This window comes from Flavobacterium sp. LM5 (assembly GCF_002017945.1).
Classification (GTDB): Bacteria; Bacteroidota; Bacteroidia; order Flavobacteriales; family Flavobacteriaceae; genus Flavobacterium; species Flavobacterium succinicans.
Map to the genome: position 1 here is coordinate 1,039,877 of NZ_MUFX01000001.1, position 16,060 is coordinate 1,055,936.

Below are 16,060 nucleotides of genomic sequence, written 5' to 3' on the forward strand. Positions count from 1 at the left end.
ATAGTGTTTTTATTTCTTTATCAAAAAGGGCTTATTTGTAACGTTTTGGATTACTTTTGAAAAAATCAATCCAACCCCATGGGATAAAGAACTGTAAGTGTTGTTTTTTTGATGCGCAAAAATAAGTATTATTAGTAATTTCTAACCAATTTTAACGGGTAATTTTTATAGATTTTTCAGCCAAATTCAGCATTTAATTATAATTGATTAATTTTTGTTTAATGAAGATTTTCAGACAGTTGTTTAACTTTTATATCAAAGGCAGTCTTCACGTGGGCTTATCGTGTTTGGCTTTATTTTGTATTACTCAACAACAGTTATTTTTTCCTTCTTCCTTTGCTTTGGCTTTATTTGTTTTCTTAGGGACCATTTTGGCTTACAACTTTGTGAAATACGAATTTTTAGTTCGAGTAAGAAAAACTCAGATTCGAAAGGAGTTAAAGATAATTGTTGGTTTTAGTGGTCTGATTTTTTTGGGAATGCTTTACTGCCTTTTTCAATTGCAATGGAGAACACAACTAGTAGCTTTTTTTGTTGTAATACTCACTTTTTTATATGCTTTGCCTTTTTTTCCTAATCGAAGCAATGCTAGGAATTGGAAAGGTATTAAAATTTATATCGTGTCTTTGTGTTGGACTTTGGCGACTGTTTTTTTGCCTGTTTTAGAAGGGGATTTTTCATTAGATGTTTTTGTTCTTCTGTATGGTTTGCAGCGGTTTCTTTTGGTATTTGTTCTCATCCTAATTTTTGAAATCGTCGATTTGAAAAACGATGATCCCTTATTGCAAACCGTTCCACAACACATAGGACTGGAACGAACTAAGAAGCTAGGTTTTGGTTTGTTGATTTTTTTTCTAGCGTTGGATTTTTGGACTGGGAACTTTAGTTTGCTTTCTCTATTTTTTATCCTAGTTACTGCCTTTTTTTTGGCTTTTGCCCATGAAAAACGTTCACATTATTATACTATATTTTGGGTGGAGGCTATTCCAGTTTTTTGGTGGATAACACTTCTTTTTTATCAACATTAAGTAATCTTCATTTTTGATGAGTTGATTTTCTGCAAATAGTATTTGCTTTTACTTGTCTTTTTTATTTTGTAACAAAGAATCTCTTTCTCATGTCATTTTTAGGTTTAATTCTTTAGTTCTAATATAGTTTTATAAGGTAAAGTACATCCAATTCACTATTCCAAATAAGAAAAGACATAGAAATAATCAGAGTTCTTTGTAACACAAGCATAAAAATCAACGCATATATTTTACTCTTCTTAATGGCATTATAATAATGAAACTAAAGCAGATGATTTTTGCTTAATAGTTCAACTGTTAAGATTGAACCTTAATATTTGGATAGAAAAATAAAACCTAAAAAACGATGATTACAAATAGTGCTATTGCTATTGAGCTTTATCTGCTTTGTTTTAATGAGGAGAAAATGATTTTACATACTCTAAATTATTATTCTAAAATATGTAGTAAAATAATCATTATTGATAATCAAAGTTCAGATAATTCGATTTGTTTAGCAAGTGACTATAAAAACATAGAATTCTGGTATTTAGATACTGGAAATGAGTTTGTAGAGGATAAATTGACAGAGTCAAAGAATAATTGTTGGAAATGTAGTACAGCAGATTATGTAATTGTTTGTGATATGGATGAATTTTTATACGACGAGCAATTGTTAGAAAAGTTGTTGATAGCTAAAGAACAAAAAATAATTATGCCCACTGTGATTGGTTATAATATGATGAGTGATGATTTCCCAACGAATTACGAAAGCTTGATAACGGAACAAGTTAAATACGGTGTTCGATCTGAAAGATTTGATAAACAAGTCATTTTTGATCCTAAAAAAGTAAAAGAGATAAACTATAGGCCTGGTGCGCATCTGTGTCAGCCTGTTTTCTATGGAAATAGAATTGAATCTTCAAAAATAGAATTGAAACTTTTACACTATAAATACCTTGGAAAAGATTATTTGTATAAAAAACATAAAGGATATGCAAATAGAATGAGCGAAATCAGTAAGGACAAAAAACATGGGGCTGAGTACCTTGATGGGGAGAGTTATATTGATAGTATTTTTGAATCATCAAAATTTCTCGAGAAAATTATTCCATAAGTTAAAAAAAAATAACTAAAATCAAGACAAAATGGACTTTACAATTGACTTTACCTCTGGAGGGAATCATGGTCATCAACTCAAAGACGCATTAGGAGGGCTTACTATTGGTCGTTTATTTGATTTCAATTATGTGCATACACCCTATGAATATTTGGATTATTTTGGTTTTGGATATAAATATCCTGTTGTTGAGCGAGCGGATCGTGAATTAAAATATAAAAATATAGTAAGAGTTGAAGGCCCTCTTTGGTGCGGAATTGACGACTATGAGGAGTTACTAGAACATTTCACGAAAGTGTTACCCGAAAATAGTAATGATACTTTGGTCATTTTTGAAAATGCTTTACGAATTCATCCATTTCAAACAATACCATGGTATTTAGAAGGAAGAACCCAACAGAATGTTTTTAGTGAAATTCAACATGAGTTCTCTAGTAATTTTAATGAAATACATTCATTAGAAGTAACCGAATTTAGATCGCCTATTGAAGTTGCTGTTCATATTAATAGGGGGACGGATTATGATAGAGAGAAGTTTCCACAACACTTTACAAGTCCCTATGCAGTAAGATATATGTTTGATATGGATTATTATGAGAATATCATTTTGCATATAGAAAAGGCCTGTGGTGTAGGTAAGGTTCATTTTAGTATTTATACTGAAAAACAAAATTCTGAGGATATTTTACAAAGATTTTCGAATAGAAAGCACACTAGAGTTTTACTTGGTTCTGATCGTGAGCAAAAAAACTATGATCAAATTCATGCTATTTTTAAATCCTTTGTTCAAGCTGATATTTTGGTTTGCTCCAATAGTAGTTTCTCGGTAATGTGCGCATATTTCCGTAAAGGCAGAAAAACCGTATATCATCCTCATCTTCAATTGCGCTATTTACCAGAACCCAATTACATAAAAACCGAAGATGATGGTAGTCTAGATATAGAGTTGTTACGACAAGAAATAAGTTTTGACACCTTTTCGATAAACCCCTCCTATACCACTACAGCGTAAATTGTTCTCTAGTTGATTTATACCTTTCAAAAACAATTTTTTTTTCACATCCTAACGAGTAACTATTCATTATTTTTAAAAAATAAATTATTTGTCATTGATAATGAATGATTTATGTTTTAAAAATGGGCTCATCGTGTTAATTATACCTTTCGTGCGTGAATAATACTATTTCATGTCATTTTTTTATTCTTGACTTTGCTACTCTTGTAATTTTAGTAAAGAAATTAAAGGGGGGATAATATTTATTTTGAATCTTCTTCTAATTCATTTCTCATAATAACCCACATCTGTTTTATAAGATTTATAAAATTTGGTTAGTGCGAGATAGGTAAGAATAGTAAAAATGCTGGAGCAGAAAACCACTTAAAAAAAGAACGGTTTCGTTTGGTAAATAATGACTTTAATAAATTAAGACAACCAACTAAATAACTAAAATATGAATTCATTTATTGGAAAATGGGTAGATCAACAAAATGTGTTAATCACAATTACTGGATCTAAAACGAGTATTAGTGTAAGCTACAGCAACGGGCGAGGTCCTTTTCAAGGCACTTTAAGTAGTTCTAATCCATTAGTAGTTACCGTAAATTTTACGGATGATGGAGGAAATAAAACAGGGACATTATCAAGTAATAATGATGAGATAGATTGGGATAATGGAACAACTTGGAAACAATTAGTTTATTTAAGAAGAAATGCTTGGGATGCCAATAACGGTGGGCAGTTTGTGGATCAATCGGGAAATTACACAGACCTATATTGGTATGCAAAAGCTGTACAGGTAATGCAATCTCGCCCAATAAGCGATCCTACTAGCTGGTGGTTTTACGCTGCAATTCATGGAGAATTACTACTGCCTGAATCGGTATATCCAAAGCCGTACCAATATCTAAATTGGGTAAATATTAGTTATATAGGATCTGCAGCAAATTTGAGTACACTTCCATCCAAGTCATTAACCAATCTTTTTTGGGATCAGTGTCAGCACGGAACTTGGTTTTTTCCTCCGTGGCATAGAGGGTATTTGGTAGCACTCGAAAATATTCTTCGTACAATTATTGCTGAATTAAAAGGACCTTCGGACTGGGCATTACCATATTGGAATTATTTAAGTCAAACAACGGTTTATGTTGAGTCTAATATCCCTCCAGCATTTACAGTTACTGTTTTACCTGATAACACACCAAATCCTTTGTATGTGCCTGAGCGATATGGTTCTAGTGTTCAGGTAGGTAACGACGAGAATGAAGCAAATGATGAATGCCAATGGGATACCATATACAGTGAAGAGAAAGCACCATCACAATCCGGTCCAGGAGATTTAAATGGTTATTTTTACGGAGGAGGCGAAACTGGATTTTCACATAGTGGTTCAGAGACAGGAGATCTTGAGCAGAATCCTCATAATTTCGTTCACGGTATGGTGGGTGGCCAAAATGCTGCAAAACAGATTGGTCTTATGGGCGTTCCCGCAACAGCAGGACTCGACCCTATATTTTTCTTGCATCATTCTAATATTGATCGTATGTGGGATGCTTGGAATATAACAGGAAATAATAGTAATCCATCGGATGCAGATTGGCTAGTGGGGCCTACAGCGAATGGTAATTCACAATTTGCTATGCCGTTGGATTCATCAGGAACTCCTTGGTATTACACGCCTGGAGATGTTCAATCAACCAATAATTTGAAGTATAATGGATCTTATTATTCTTATACATATAGTGATCTCTCTTTAACTTCTTATGACACTGTTAAACCGAGTTCTCAACAAGACAGTTTATCAGATAGATTAACTAAATTGGGAGCAACAAATTTAGAAACAGCAGTTAAGATGACAAATCAAACGAACAATGAATTAGTAGGTGCAAGTAATGGTTCAATTATTTTAAAAAACACAGAAGCTAAAGCTACTGTACAATTGGACAAAACAGCATGGAAATCAGTAAAGAATAGTCTTTTAAAAGCGTCTGTTTCTGCTGTTCCTGACGAGGTGTATCTCCAGTTAGAAGGTGTAAAAGGTGGCGGAGACTCTAATTTTATTTCAGTTTATGTAAATCAAACATTTGTGAAATCTGTTTCTCTTTTTGGACTCATTGGGGCATCGATGAAAAACTCGTCTCACGGAGGAGCTGGACTTACTTATAAATTCAATATCACAAGTATTATTGATCAATTACACCTTGAAAATGCAATTGATATTGATGCGATAGATATTCAAATAAAGAGTAAAGATACTCTTCTAGATGGTAATGAAATTACAGTTGAGCGAATAGGAATTTACCGTTCAGGGCAATAAGTGAATAAAATGAAGCTTTCTCAAAATAAACGAATTGCGATTAGTTTGTTGGCAATAAGTGCTTTGTTTTGGATGTTGCTTTTGGTAAACCCAGGACATATTATGGCTATGAGATACTGTCATGTTTTTGCTTCATGTCCTTCTCCTACATCATATCAGATGTTGCTTGGCATGAAGTTTTTTTCATCCCAGTTTATTGGTTGGGGACTTATGGTGGTAGCAATGATGCTTCCTAAATTAATTCTACCGATTCAGTTTATTTACCAACAAAGTTTTAAGCGCTATCGTTTTGTATGTGCTTTAGTATTCGTGTTGGGTTATATACAGATTTGGATGATTGCTGGTTTTTTTATGATAGCAGTAATAATGGGATTTAATCTTTTACTACCAATGTCTTACATTCCGGCAATGGGATTGTTTGCTATGGCTATAGTGTGGGAAATTTCACCAATGAAACAGTGGTTTTTAAACCTTGGTCATGATCATCGAATTTTATCAGCTTTTGGGTTAAAGGCTTTTAGAGACTCATTGTTTTTTGGACTTACCCACGGTGTTTGGTGTTTTGGCTCTGGATGGGCATTGATGCTATTTCCTATGCTATTACCCAAAGGGCATAATCTAGCAATGTTACTGGTGACTTTTATTATGATTAGTGAGCATCTAGAAAATCCTAGATTTCCGATGTGGTTTCTTACACCTCGATTGAAATTGTTGAAAATCATTATTGCTCAAACTAGAATTAAATTGATAACTTCTTTTTGAATTTAGTTACTAAACCGAGATTATCTATAAAATTAATATCACTTATAATTTACTTCTTAAACTGATACTCTTGTATTTTAATAAAAAAATAGGAGTATCAGTTTTTTGCGGATTATTATTTTAGCTATGTGCCTAGCTTTTATTTTAAAAAAAGAATACTATCGTAGAGCTTATCTATTGAAAAAAAACACAATGTCATAAATTTTTCCTATTAAATTAAGGTAGAGATTTAGTGTAAAAAGATGGTTACTCATAAAAAGTATACTCAAAAGGAAATCCCTATATAATAAAACATATAGTGTTTTTTAATTTTTATTAAGAAGCTACTTTCTATAGTAAATCAAAAAAATGTTAATACTTGATAATCAGTATTTTGCAAATATGGTAACTTGTTGTGCTTTTTATACCTTTCATGCTTGAATAATTCTGTTTCATGTCATTTTTTTAGTCTTGACTTTGCTTCTCTTGTAATTTTAATAATGAAATTAAAGAGGCGTACTACTTATTTTTGGACTTTTTATGATTCATTTTTTATAAAATAACGAACATGTTTTTAGTGAGTTATAAAATTTATTTAGAGAAACCTATAAAGGATAATTAATTCAAAATTGTGGAGCAGAAAACCACGTTAAATAAACGAACTGTTTCGTACAGTTATATACGAAGGCGGAATCTGAAAAGCCTTATGAGTAAGAATAAAAACTAATTGTTATGCAAGCTATACCTGTAAAAGTTAAAAACGTGAGTGTATATCCTTATGTTGATTGGAATGGTGGAGGTGTTGGGCCGGTGATTCTTCCTGTTATTGAGGGAGCAAGTGGGACTTATGCTGTTGGGACACTTATAATGTCTGCTTTTTACAATCTTGATTTAGATTCAGGAAATCAAAGCCCTCAACTTGTTATGCATCAACGCTATGTGGCAATGGGAGAGACGGAAGATGGCGCACCATTTACTACTCCGTGGATGTATTGTACTAATACTAGTAATCAGCCTCAGTTTGGTAGAACTATTAGAATGAATCAACAAGATTCTGAAACAATTAACATGGATGCTGCTATGTTACCAGCTTACATTACTTTGGGATCTCTAACTGATATTACGGTGAGTCAGTTATTTTCACCGCCAGCAATTGGAGAGTTAATGCTGATTGAAAATGGCTCAGGTAATGTAATTGCTACTAAGACAGGAACACCTCATGAAATGGGAGTAGAAGTTGTTGGAGGAAAACGTGTCGGCACATTAAGAGTAGGAATGAAAAATATTATGATTACTGGTAAGAACAAAGAAGGCAAAACCTTTACCATGGGTAATTTAACTTGTTTGAGCTCAAATGAAACAGCACTTTTTTTACAGGAATTTAAATTCTAAAGACTAGATTGTTTTTTATAAAATGTATTAGATAGGAATAAGAAAATGTGAATAAAGAATCATTAACAATTAAAAATGTAAATCATGGGAATAATGATGCCTTATGGAGCCGCAATTCGAGAAGCTATTGCTTCAAACGATTTGGAAAAAATGCAAGCCATAGCTGAACAAACAAAACAAATTGTAAAAGGACAAGGAGATATGCATGTTGCATTGTTAGAATTATTAGAAGCAATTGATTCTTTAAAAAAAAACTTTAAATAATTACTGACTTGTACAGCAAAACAAGGGTGTAGCCGAAAAACCTTAAGAGTAGGAATAACTATAAAATATACGTATCATGGGAGTAGTAATGCTTTACGCAGCAGGAATCAGAGAGGCAATAGCTTCAAATGATTTAGAAAAAATGATTGCAGTAGCCGAACAAGCTAAACAAACTGTCAGAGAACAAAAAGATTTAAGTGCAGCATTGTTAGAATTGCTTGATGCAATTGACGCACTAAAAAAGTAATCAAAATTGGAGAGCGGTTTTTTAAGTTTTACTTTTTAAACCGCTTTTTTTTAGTGATTTACGGAACTGAAATAGCAAAAAAAATGGAAAAAACTTCTACACGATACAGAGTAAGAGATGATTATAAAACAGCTACCCCCGTTCATGTAGTTTGGGAAATAACGTTAGCTTGTAATTTAAAATGCTCACATTGTGGTTCAAGAGCCGGTAAAGTTAGACCTGGTGAATTGACTACAGAACAATGTTTTGATGTTATTGATAGTCTAAAACGTCTAGGTACAAGAGAAATTACTATTATAGGTGGAGAAGCTTTTTTGAGAAAAGATTGGTTAGATATTATTCAAAGAATTCATCAAAGCGGTATGGAATGTTCTATGCAATCTGGAGCCTATAATCTTACAGAGCAACGAATTATTGATGCCAAAAAAGCAGGAATTAGAAATATAGGTGTTTCCTTAGATGGATTGCCAGCTACACATAATAAAATAAGAGGAAGAAGCGATTCTTTTGATCATGTTATCAATTGTTTGCAATTATTGAAGCAGCACAATATACCCTCTAGTGTAAATACAGTTGTTACGAAAAGCAGTAAAAATGAATTGAATGAACTTTTGGATGTATTAATCGAAAATGGGGTGAAAAATTGGCAAATACAATTGGCTGTTGCCATGGGCAATGCCGTAGATAATTCGGAAGAATTAATTGTACAGCCCTACGAGTTAATAGATTTTTATGACAAACTTATTGTAATCTACAGAAAAGCCTTAGCTAATAATGTTTTAATTCAAGCAGGAAATAATATAGGTTATTTTGGACCGTATGAACACATTTGGCGACAAGGAAATGAAAAATATTATACCGGATGTTCAGCAGGACATACCGGAATTGGAATTGAAGCAGATGGTAAGATCAAAGGTTGTCCATCACTGCCTACAACCGAATACACTGGTGGAAATGTAAAAGATATGAAGTTGGAAGATATCTGGAAATATAGTGAAGAAATGGTTTTTTCTCGATATCGAAATAAAGAAGAATTATGGGGAGGTTGCAAAGGTTGCTATTATGAATCCTCCTGTTTGGCAGGCTGTACCTGGACTAGTCACGTTTTATTTGGTAAAAGAGGTAATAATCCTTTTTGCCATTATAGAGCGTTAGAATTAAAAAAGAAGGGGCTACACGAACGTATAAGAAAAATACAAGAAGCACCTGGATTATCATTTGACATAGGCCTTTTTGAAATTGTAGTAGAAAATGAAAAAGGTGAAATAGTAGAAGTGCAATCACCTAACGATGTCGCTCCGATCTCAGTTTTGTCTAATTCTGATAGAATACCCAGAATCCCAAAGGCGCTTAAAATGTGTAATGGTTGTGATAATTATGTTTATGAAGAAGAGGTTATATGTACTTTTTGTAAATCCGATATTCAAAAGGTAAACGAAGAATATGCCCAAAAGTTACAGAGAGCAATTGTTTCGTTAGAAAAATTAGAACTTTTAATGATGAAATAAATGAGAGCTTTCAATCAACTACAAACTGAAATTGATACTTATTCTGAAAGTATTGAAAATACATTGAGCCTGTCAGCAATTACAATTCAACATGGGCTTAATTCTTTTCGATATGGATCTTCTAGCTTTTTGGATGTGATTTTTGATGCTATCCAGGTAACAAGTGAAACGGTTTTTTATGATTTGGGTTCGGGTTATGGGAATATCATTTTGTTTGGAGCTTTAAAATATCCTGAAGCACAATTTAAAGGGATTGAAATCCTACCTGAACGAAATCAAGTTTGCGCATCCATAATTCAAAAAGAGCAAATAGCAAATGCTAGTGTTATTTGTGGCGATATTTTGAAAGCCGATGTTTCTGATGGAAATATCTTCTATCTCTACAATCCTCTTTTTGATTTTCAATATGGTGAATTGTTAAACAAATTATATCAAATTTCATTGATCAAATCGATTGTGGTGATTGCAGAGTCACGTTGTGTATACTTCGATCAAACCGATTGGTTAGAAGAGTATCATGTAATAGATATTGATATTGTTCGGAAAATAAAATATTATCGTTCAAAATCGCTTAATCATAATTTACGGTAATAAAATGGATTAGAGTAAACAAGTAATTTGCTATTTCATGCAATGTTATTGTTGATTTAAAAAAGGAACCTTGTTTGAATTTATTGAGCATTTAATTATAAAAAAGGTTTAGGTTTATGTTGAGGTATACTGTGGTCATTCCTTTGTTTAATAAAGAAAAATATATTGCAAAAACAATTTCTTCTTTGGCTTTTCAAACTAAAAAGCCTCATGAAATAATTCTAGTAGATGACGCTAGTACTGACGCAAGCTTAGAGGTCGCTAAAAATAGTTTTTTAATGCATAACGAAGCTTTTTCTACTACTAAAATTGAAACTATTGCATTAACAAAAAACTCAGGGCCAGGTAATGCTAGAAATATTGGATTAGAAATAGCAACTGGAGATTTCATTAGTTTTTTGGATGGAGACGATTACTATGAAAAAGAGTTTATTGAAACGGCTGTGAAGTATATGTTCAAAGAACAAATAAACTTTTTAGTAGTCGGAATAAAATTGAATCCATCTGGTGTAGAGTATCCTGAAATAAAAAAAATAAAGCAACATCTTACTCCAATAAATAATGAGTTGTTTGGTTTACATCATCCTTTATTCGCGGTTAGCTCCCCTTATTTTTTTATGGGACGCGGGAGTAATGTTGTTGTCGCTCGTAAATGTATAGGTTCACATCGTTATGAAGTCGGGTCTTTATTGAATGAAGGTGTTGATTTTTGGTATAGAGTTTTAAAATCAGTAGTTGAAAATAAAGCGACGAGTATTGGACTATTAACTGGAAGTTATATTCGCGTAACAGAAGTACAAGGAAGTCTCTCTAGAAAGAAGTATGCCCATTGGAAAGAACTAAACATTCCGCCTACGGTAAGACGTTATGAAAGAAGTGATAATCCATTTGATTTGCAATTGGTTGGAATGTTAAGTTTACGTTGGTTTGGACATGCTATGAAAAACTTAGAGGATATAAATCATAAAATAATCTTTACCTATCACCATAAAAAAATTTGGATAAAAGCACTTGTATACAAGCTTAAAAGACGTTTTGTGAAAACAAAATTAAAAGCTCAAGTTATATTGTAAGAAAAAGAAGTTTAAATGCACACGAAAAACCGGTGTGCTTTTGTTTTTTATTAGGTATTTATCGTAGCAAAGATTTTTCGTTTTATGCCAAAAATTAATGTATTTGTGACATTTTATATTAATGAACGGTTGTTAAAAACTAGGTTTACTATAAATAAAAATGAACGCTTTTCCGACAAAGAATTATTGATTTTTTTGCTAAAGAAAGATTTACAAAAAGTACGATTAAGTTAAAAATGCTAACCATTAAACATAAATAGTTATGACAAATTTGAGTTCAATCATTCTTCCGGTTCTTCAAGGAATGGAAGCATCTTATTTAAAGGATCAATTATTAAAATTCTTGCCCAATCAACAAGAATCATTTTCAAAAATTGAAAAAAGCTTCAATCAATTGACGTCTAAAGTTCAGGATAAAGAACGATTGCAACGTTTTTTTCATAGTTGGAGTCAAACAAATAATAGTGCGATGACAGTGGCAGGGATTAGTAATCGAATGACGATGCTGGTGCATAAAAATCAACCAATTGTAGACGAAAAAGCGCTTTTACTTTCAATTACAAGCTTAAACAGAATTGTAGATGAAGATTTAGCCGTAGTAGGTCGAATTTTACATTCTCAGATGTTTTATACCATGGCCACAACTATTTGTACTGATGATGATTGGCTTTCACGCAAGTATTTAAATCAAAGTGCTTGTGATTTCAAAGCATGGAAAGATCAAAATTCCTTGCGAAATAAAGATATAATGATTGCGTTATTGACCACATTGATTCATGAGATTTATACTCATGGTGAGGTAGAGTTCATACTTCCAAAATTTAAATCATGGTTAATTAATGATTATAATTACTCAGAGGAAGCGTGCGAAAAAACATTGGCATGGATCAGTGTACATTGTGGACCAACAGAGAAAAACCATTTCTTTTTTGCAGTTAGTGCTGTTTTTTATTATGCACAAGCAATGAATATTGATGTAGAATCATATGATTTAGAGCCAATTATTAAAGACTATTTAGATAAAAAATCTGCCGTAATGGAAGATGTAATGGAGCTAAAAGAACTTAGTTATTAATTTAATAGTACTTATGGCTATTACTAAGAAAGAAACGAAATCCCAACTCATTATGCCTAAAATTCAGTTACTGCAAAATCAAGCGGATAAACAGAAAAAGTGGAACGAGTTGTTTTCTGAATATTTTCAAAATGATTCTGGACTAAATAGTCATTCTTTTGCTAATTCTTCAGTGATGCTATCTTCAGAATACTATCAAGAGATGAATCGATTGTGTGCCATTTTAAACAAAACTTGTAGAGCAATTGTTTTAAATTATTTTGAAGATAGTAGAATTCGTAAATACTATCAGCTCGATGAAGAACTTGAAAATATTTTAAGAAAAAGTAATAGCGAAATATATGATCAGGGTTTTTATCGCCCTGATTTTTTATATGATATCCACGATCAAATAAAAATTTGTGAGATTGGTGCACGATATCCCTTAAACGGCTGGATGATTAGCTATTATTTGAAATTGATAAATGATCGGCTTAATTCTAGTGGAATAGTACAAAAGGTTACCCCTAAGTGTATAAAAAACATAGTTAATGATTTACGGAATCAATTTGCTCCTAGTGGGAAGGTCGCTTTTGTTCATGATGATGAAAAAGGAACCGAAATTTTTCTTCTTCAAAAGGAATTAGCCAAGTTTCAAATTCAATTAATTTCTGTTAAACCTCAGGATTTAACTGTTCTTAATGATTTCATTTGTGTAAATGGCGAACCTATTTTGCACTTTATTTTAGAAATGGATCGCGAAGAATTAAAAAAAGTAAAGAAAGAAGTTTTGAATAAGTTGGTTCAGCAAAACTTATATTTCAACGATATCCGAACCCTGATTTTAATTCATGATAAAAGAGTATTGGCAGTAATGTATGATGCACAAATTATGAATGATTATTTGGATGAAGAAGAGTATGCTTTTTTACGAAAATATCTTATTCCGAGTTTTATTATTAGCGATGCTGCTAGTTGTGATCCTTTTATTGATTGTGAACAAAATCTAATTCTAAAATTGAATAGCGGAGGCAGAGGCATTGGTGCGTACGTTAAAAATGATTGTACTATTAAAGAATGGGAAACTATTGTAAGAGAGAATTGGAGTAATTTTTTGATTCAGCATTTTGTAGAGCAGAAAGAATTTATCGATACCGAAAACCATCGCCGAATCCATTTGGTCGGAATGTTGTTATGTAAAGACAATAAAACCTATGGAGCCGGTTTGTTTCGTGGTTCAGATGAATCGATTGTAAATGTACATCAGGGAAGAGCATTGATTTATCCATTAGTAGAGTAGTAGTATAATTATGAAACATACTGTAATTATACCTCTTTACAACAAAGAAAAGTATATCTATGATACTATTCGTTCGTTAGCTTTTCAGGAAAAAAAACCATCTCAAATTATTGTTGTAGATGATTGTAGTAATGATCTAAGTCTCATTTGCTTGAAAGAAGCGCTGTCTTTTTTTGCACCACAATTTTTGCAAACTGCAATTCAAATTGTAGAATTAGATGAAAACACGGGTCCTGGAAATGCCAGAAATATAGGAATTCAACTAGCCACTGGAGAACTTATAAGTTTTTTAGATGCTGACGATTGTTATACTCCCACTTGCATAAGGGAAGTAGGTGCTATTATGGAAGAGGGAAATTTGGATGTAGTAGTTCTAGGTATTTTATTGAATCCATCTAATTATTATTTGCCAAATATTAAATCCTTTGCAAAGGAAATGCAATTTCTTTCAAATCATTTGTATGTAATACCTAATATTTTGCATACTGTTAGTTCACCAGATTTTATTATGGGGGTTGGCAGTAACGTTGTTATACGTAGAAAATATCTACATGAACTTCGTTATGAGGCTGGAGTTTCTTTAAATGAAGGGATTGATTTTTGGTATCGCGTTTTGAAGAATATGACAGAGCCCATATATGTAGGATTACTAAATAAAGCCTGCATTGAAGTTAGAGAGGTAGAAGGAAGCTTGTCTCGAACTAGTTATATTAATTGGAGAGATTTAGAAATTCCTATTTCGATAAAACGGTATCAAAAGAGCTCCAATCGGTACGATCAACATCTTATGGGAATGTTGTCGCAGCGATGGTATGAACACGCGATGGAACGATTGCCGTCTTGGCAGCAAAAAGGGTTATTTGTATTTCATCATGCCTTGGTTTTGCTTAAAAATTATTACTATTTCAAAAGAAGAAAATTCATAAGACGATAAACTATGCATGTAGTTGATTTAGTTCCAAAAAAATACGATTCAGTGTTGCGAGATTATTTTGAAGTAGTCCGAAACAATTCTTTATATGACGAATTATATAAAGAAATTTACAATGTTGCTGATGCGCCGATGTTGAGTAAAAAAGAATTAATGTCAATTTTAAAAACAAAATTTAAACTTCACGATCAAAATACAGGAGTATATTTGGTACGATCGGGCGGAAGTACTCAGGAGCCTTTGGTTTTTCCAGTAGATATTCAAGAAAATCAAGATCAGCGAATTGCGATGGCAAAAGAGTTAGTCAAAAATAATTTTTTTACCTCTAAAACAGTTGCGCTAAATATTTTTGGTTATTCTGATATGTATCGAACAGCAGCAATTATGGATGACATTTTAGAAAAATGTAATGCAACAACATTGTCATTAAGTGCTCATGCAAGTTATGATGATATGCTACAAGCTACTAACTATTTCAATCCGAATTTTATTCTGGGAACCCCTTCTAAATTGTTGTGTTTTGCCAAGTTTTTAGAAGAAAAAAAGATACAGCTTCAAATTAAAAATTTGCTTTATGCGGGTGAATTTTTAAGACCAAGCCAGCAAAAGCTTCTAAGAAAAAAATTAGGCTACGAACAAGTTTATTCTATGTACGGTTCTGCCGAGACTGGAATTTGGGCTTGGTCGGATGTTACTAAAAGACCTTCCTTGTTCTCAGTTATCAAAGGTATTGTAGTAGAGATTATTGATCCTGATGCTAATGGATACGGGATTATCGCGGTCACCAATACTTTTCGCAAAAGGTTTCCCGTTTTTCGATATGCTATCGGAGATTTAGGTAGATGGGTTGATATAGATGGAGACTTTTTTTTAGAGTTAAAATCTAGGGAAACAAAATCATTTATTGTTGGAGAACAACATTATAATTTGGATCAAATTGCCTTTTTTACGCAACAAGCAGAAGCTTTTCAATTGCAATTGTCCTATAACAAAAAACTTCAAGAAGTAATTCGATTACTGATTGTTCAGGAAGTCGTTGATAAGCAAAACCCCGACCTTATAAAAACAATAACAGAAGGATTACAGCAATTGTTTCATTATAACGAAAAATTTATGCAAATAGAGGTGTTACTAGCTGCTATAGCTGAATTATATATTGATCCTAATACTACCAAAACACCATTGCTTGTGGATTTAAGAAATTGATCTTGTGTTTTGTAGGAGTAAATTAAGCAGTGGGTTTGGGTAGATTGTAATGATTCAATCCTAACTCGTTTTTCAGTTTAACAAATTAATGTCCCAGTACTTTTTTTTATGTATAGTTAAAATGACAAATTGTTGAGTTTATTATTGTTTTTACTTATACAAGCGAATTGAAATAGTACACTTCATAGGTGTGATAGACCATAACTTTTAGAGTCTTGTGCTAGAAAGGGGAAGCCTGCACGTGCAAGGTTTTTTTAAAATTATTGAGAAGTAAAGTTATGTACTTATTTTAATTTTTTGCGGACTAATGTG

The 16,060-nt window shown here is 32.4% G+C and carries 15 protein-coding genes; all 15 read left to right on the forward strand.

Translation table 11 applies throughout. The annotated features are described in order from the left end of the window. Positions 1 to 221 precede the first annotated feature (221 nt). The 15 genes from BXU11_RS04375 to BXU11_RS04445 all read left to right on the forward strand — a co-directional run bounded on the left by BXU11_RS04375 (position 222) and on the right by BXU11_RS04445 (position 15,748). Complete coding sequence (locus BXU11_RS04375) at positions 222 to 1,028, forward strand: hypothetical protein (protein ID WP_024981463.1); 807 nt, start codon at positions 222 to 224, stop codon at positions 1,026 to 1,028. 346 nt (positions 1,029 to 1,374) lie between these two features. Further along, positions 1,375 to 2,124 carry a glycosyltransferase family 2 protein gene (locus BXU11_RS04380; protein WP_223253666.1) on the forward strand — a complete coding sequence of 250 codons (750 nt, stop codon included), beginning with the start codon at positions 1,375 to 1,377 and terminating at the stop codon, positions 2,122 to 2,124. Positions 2,125 to 2,155: 31 nt separating this feature from the next. Continuing rightward, entirely contained in the window at positions 2,156 to 3,139 is a 984-nt protein-coding gene (locus BXU11_RS04385; RefSeq protein WP_078211145.1) for a hypothetical protein, read from the forward strand. A gap of 439 nt (positions 3,140 to 3,578) precedes the next feature. After that, positions 3,579 to 5,441: a tyrosinase family protein gene (locus tag BXU11_RS04390; protein WP_078211146.1), complete on the forward strand. Its 1,863-nt coding sequence runs from the start codon at positions 3,579 to 3,581 to the stop codon at positions 5,439 to 5,441. Positions 5,442 to 5,450: 9 nt separating this feature from the next. Next, positions 5,451 to 6,203 (forward strand): DUF2182 domain-containing protein, encoded by a 753-nt coding sequence (locus BXU11_RS04395; protein ID WP_078211147.1) that lies wholly within the window; start codon positions 5,451 to 5,453, stop codon positions 6,201 to 6,203. Positions 6,204 to 6,914: 711 nt separating this feature from the next. Next, positions 6,915 to 7,574 (forward strand): hypothetical protein, encoded by a 660-nt coding sequence (locus BXU11_RS04400; RefSeq protein WP_024981468.1) that lies wholly within the window; start codon positions 6,915 to 6,917, stop codon positions 7,572 to 7,574. 84 nt (positions 7,575 to 7,658) lie between these two features. Next, positions 7,659 to 7,838, forward strand: coding sequence for a DUF1843 domain-containing protein (locus BXU11_RS04405; protein WP_024981469.1), 180 nt, complete (start codon positions 7,659 to 7,661; stop codon positions 7,836 to 7,838). 76 nt (positions 7,839 to 7,914) lie between these two features. Beyond that, positions 7,915 to 8,085: a DUF1843 domain-containing protein gene (locus tag BXU11_RS04410; RefSeq protein ID WP_078211148.1), complete on the forward strand. Its 171-nt coding sequence runs from the start codon at positions 7,915 to 7,917 to the stop codon at positions 8,083 to 8,085. 83 nt (positions 8,086 to 8,168) lie between these two features. Further along, on the forward strand, positions 8,169 to 9,593 hold the full coding sequence (locus tag BXU11_RS04415; protein WP_139363437.1) for a radical SAM protein: 1,425 nt from the start codon (positions 8,169 to 8,171) through the stop codon (positions 9,591 to 9,593). Continuing rightward, entirely contained in the window at positions 9,594 to 10,184 is a 591-nt protein-coding gene (locus tag BXU11_RS04420) for a methyltransferase domain-containing protein (protein WP_024981471.1), read from the forward strand. A 116-nt stretch (positions 10,185 to 10,300) separates the two neighbouring features. Then, positions 10,301 to 11,257: a glycosyltransferase family 2 protein gene (locus tag BXU11_RS04425; RefSeq protein WP_078211150.1), complete on the forward strand. Its 957-nt coding sequence runs from the start codon at positions 10,301 to 10,303 to the stop codon at positions 11,255 to 11,257. Between the two features lie 262 nt (positions 11,258 to 11,519). Continuing rightward, complete coding sequence (locus tag BXU11_RS04430) at positions 11,520 to 12,332, forward strand: hypothetical protein (protein ID WP_139363438.1); 813 nt, start codon at positions 11,520 to 11,522, stop codon at positions 12,330 to 12,332. 13 nt (positions 12,333 to 12,345) lie between these two features. Further along, positions 12,346 to 13,611, forward strand: a complete 1,266-nt coding sequence (locus BXU11_RS04435) for a hypothetical protein (protein ID WP_078211152.1) — start codon at positions 12,346 to 12,348, stop codon at positions 13,609 to 13,611. A 10-nt stretch (positions 13,612 to 13,621) separates the two neighbouring features. Continuing rightward, on the forward strand, positions 13,622 to 14,545 hold the full coding sequence (locus BXU11_RS04440; RefSeq protein WP_078211153.1) for a glycosyltransferase family 2 protein: 924 nt from the start codon (positions 13,622 to 13,624) through the stop codon (positions 14,543 to 14,545). 3 nt (positions 14,546 to 14,548) lie between these two features. Next, a complete protein-coding gene (locus BXU11_RS04445) occupies positions 14,549 to 15,748 on the forward strand; it encodes an AMP-binding protein (protein ID WP_078211154.1) in 1,200 nt (399 codons plus the stop codon). Positions 15,749 to 16,060 lie beyond the last annotated feature (312 nt).

What these genes read in the sequence shown, in the direction of transcription:
- BXU11_RS04435 (WP_078211152.1), top strand. Translation starts at nt 12,346, where the DNA reads ATGGCTATTACTAAGAAAGAAACGAAATCCCAACTCATTATGCCTAAA.
- BXU11_RS04425 (WP_078211150.1), top strand. Translation starts at nt 10,301, where the DNA reads ATGTTGAGGTATACTGTGGTCATTCCTTTGTTTAATAAAGAAAAATAT.
- BXU11_RS04380 (WP_223253666.1), top strand. Translation starts at nt 1,375, where the DNA reads ATGATTACAAATAGTGCTATTGCTATTGAGCTTTATCTGCTTTGTTTT.
- BXU11_RS04420 (WP_024981471.1), top strand. Translation starts at nt 9,594, where the DNA reads ATGAGAGCTTTCAATCAACTACAAACTGAAATTGATACTTATTCTGAA.
- BXU11_RS04405 (WP_024981469.1), top strand. Translation starts at nt 7,659, where the DNA reads ATGGGAATAATGATGCCTTATGGAGCCGCAATTCGAGAAGCTATTGCT.
- BXU11_RS04415 (WP_139363437.1), top strand. Translation starts at nt 8,169, where the DNA reads ATGGAAAAAACTTCTACACGATACAGAGTAAGAGATGATTATAAAACA.
- BXU11_RS04410 (WP_078211148.1), top strand. Translation starts at nt 7,915, where the DNA reads ATGGGAGTAGTAATGCTTTACGCAGCAGGAATCAGAGAGGCAATAGCT.
- BXU11_RS04375 (WP_024981463.1), top strand. Translation starts at nt 222, where the DNA reads ATGAAGATTTTCAGACAGTTGTTTAACTTTTATATCAAAGGCAGTCTT.
- BXU11_RS04430 (WP_139363438.1), top strand. Translation starts at nt 11,520, where the DNA reads ATGACAAATTTGAGTTCAATCATTCTTCCGGTTCTTCAAGGAATGGAA.
- BXU11_RS04400 (WP_024981468.1), top strand. Translation starts at nt 6,915, where the DNA reads ATGCAAGCTATACCTGTAAAAGTTAAAAACGTGAGTGTATATCCTTAT.
- BXU11_RS04445 (WP_078211154.1), top strand. Translation starts at nt 14,549, where the DNA reads ATGCATGTAGTTGATTTAGTTCCAAAAAAATACGATTCAGTGTTGCGA.
- BXU11_RS04395 (WP_078211147.1), top strand. Translation starts at nt 5,451, where the DNA reads ATGAAGCTTTCTCAAAATAAACGAATTGCGATTAGTTTGTTGGCAATA.
- BXU11_RS04385 (WP_078211145.1), top strand. Translation starts at nt 2,156, where the DNA reads ATGGACTTTACAATTGACTTTACCTCTGGAGGGAATCATGGTCATCAA.
- BXU11_RS04390 (WP_078211146.1), top strand. Translation starts at nt 3,579, where the DNA reads ATGAATTCATTTATTGGAAAATGGGTAGATCAACAAAATGTGTTAATC.
- BXU11_RS04440 (WP_078211153.1), top strand. Translation starts at nt 13,622, where the DNA reads ATGAAACATACTGTAATTATACCTCTTTACAACAAAGAAAAGTATATC.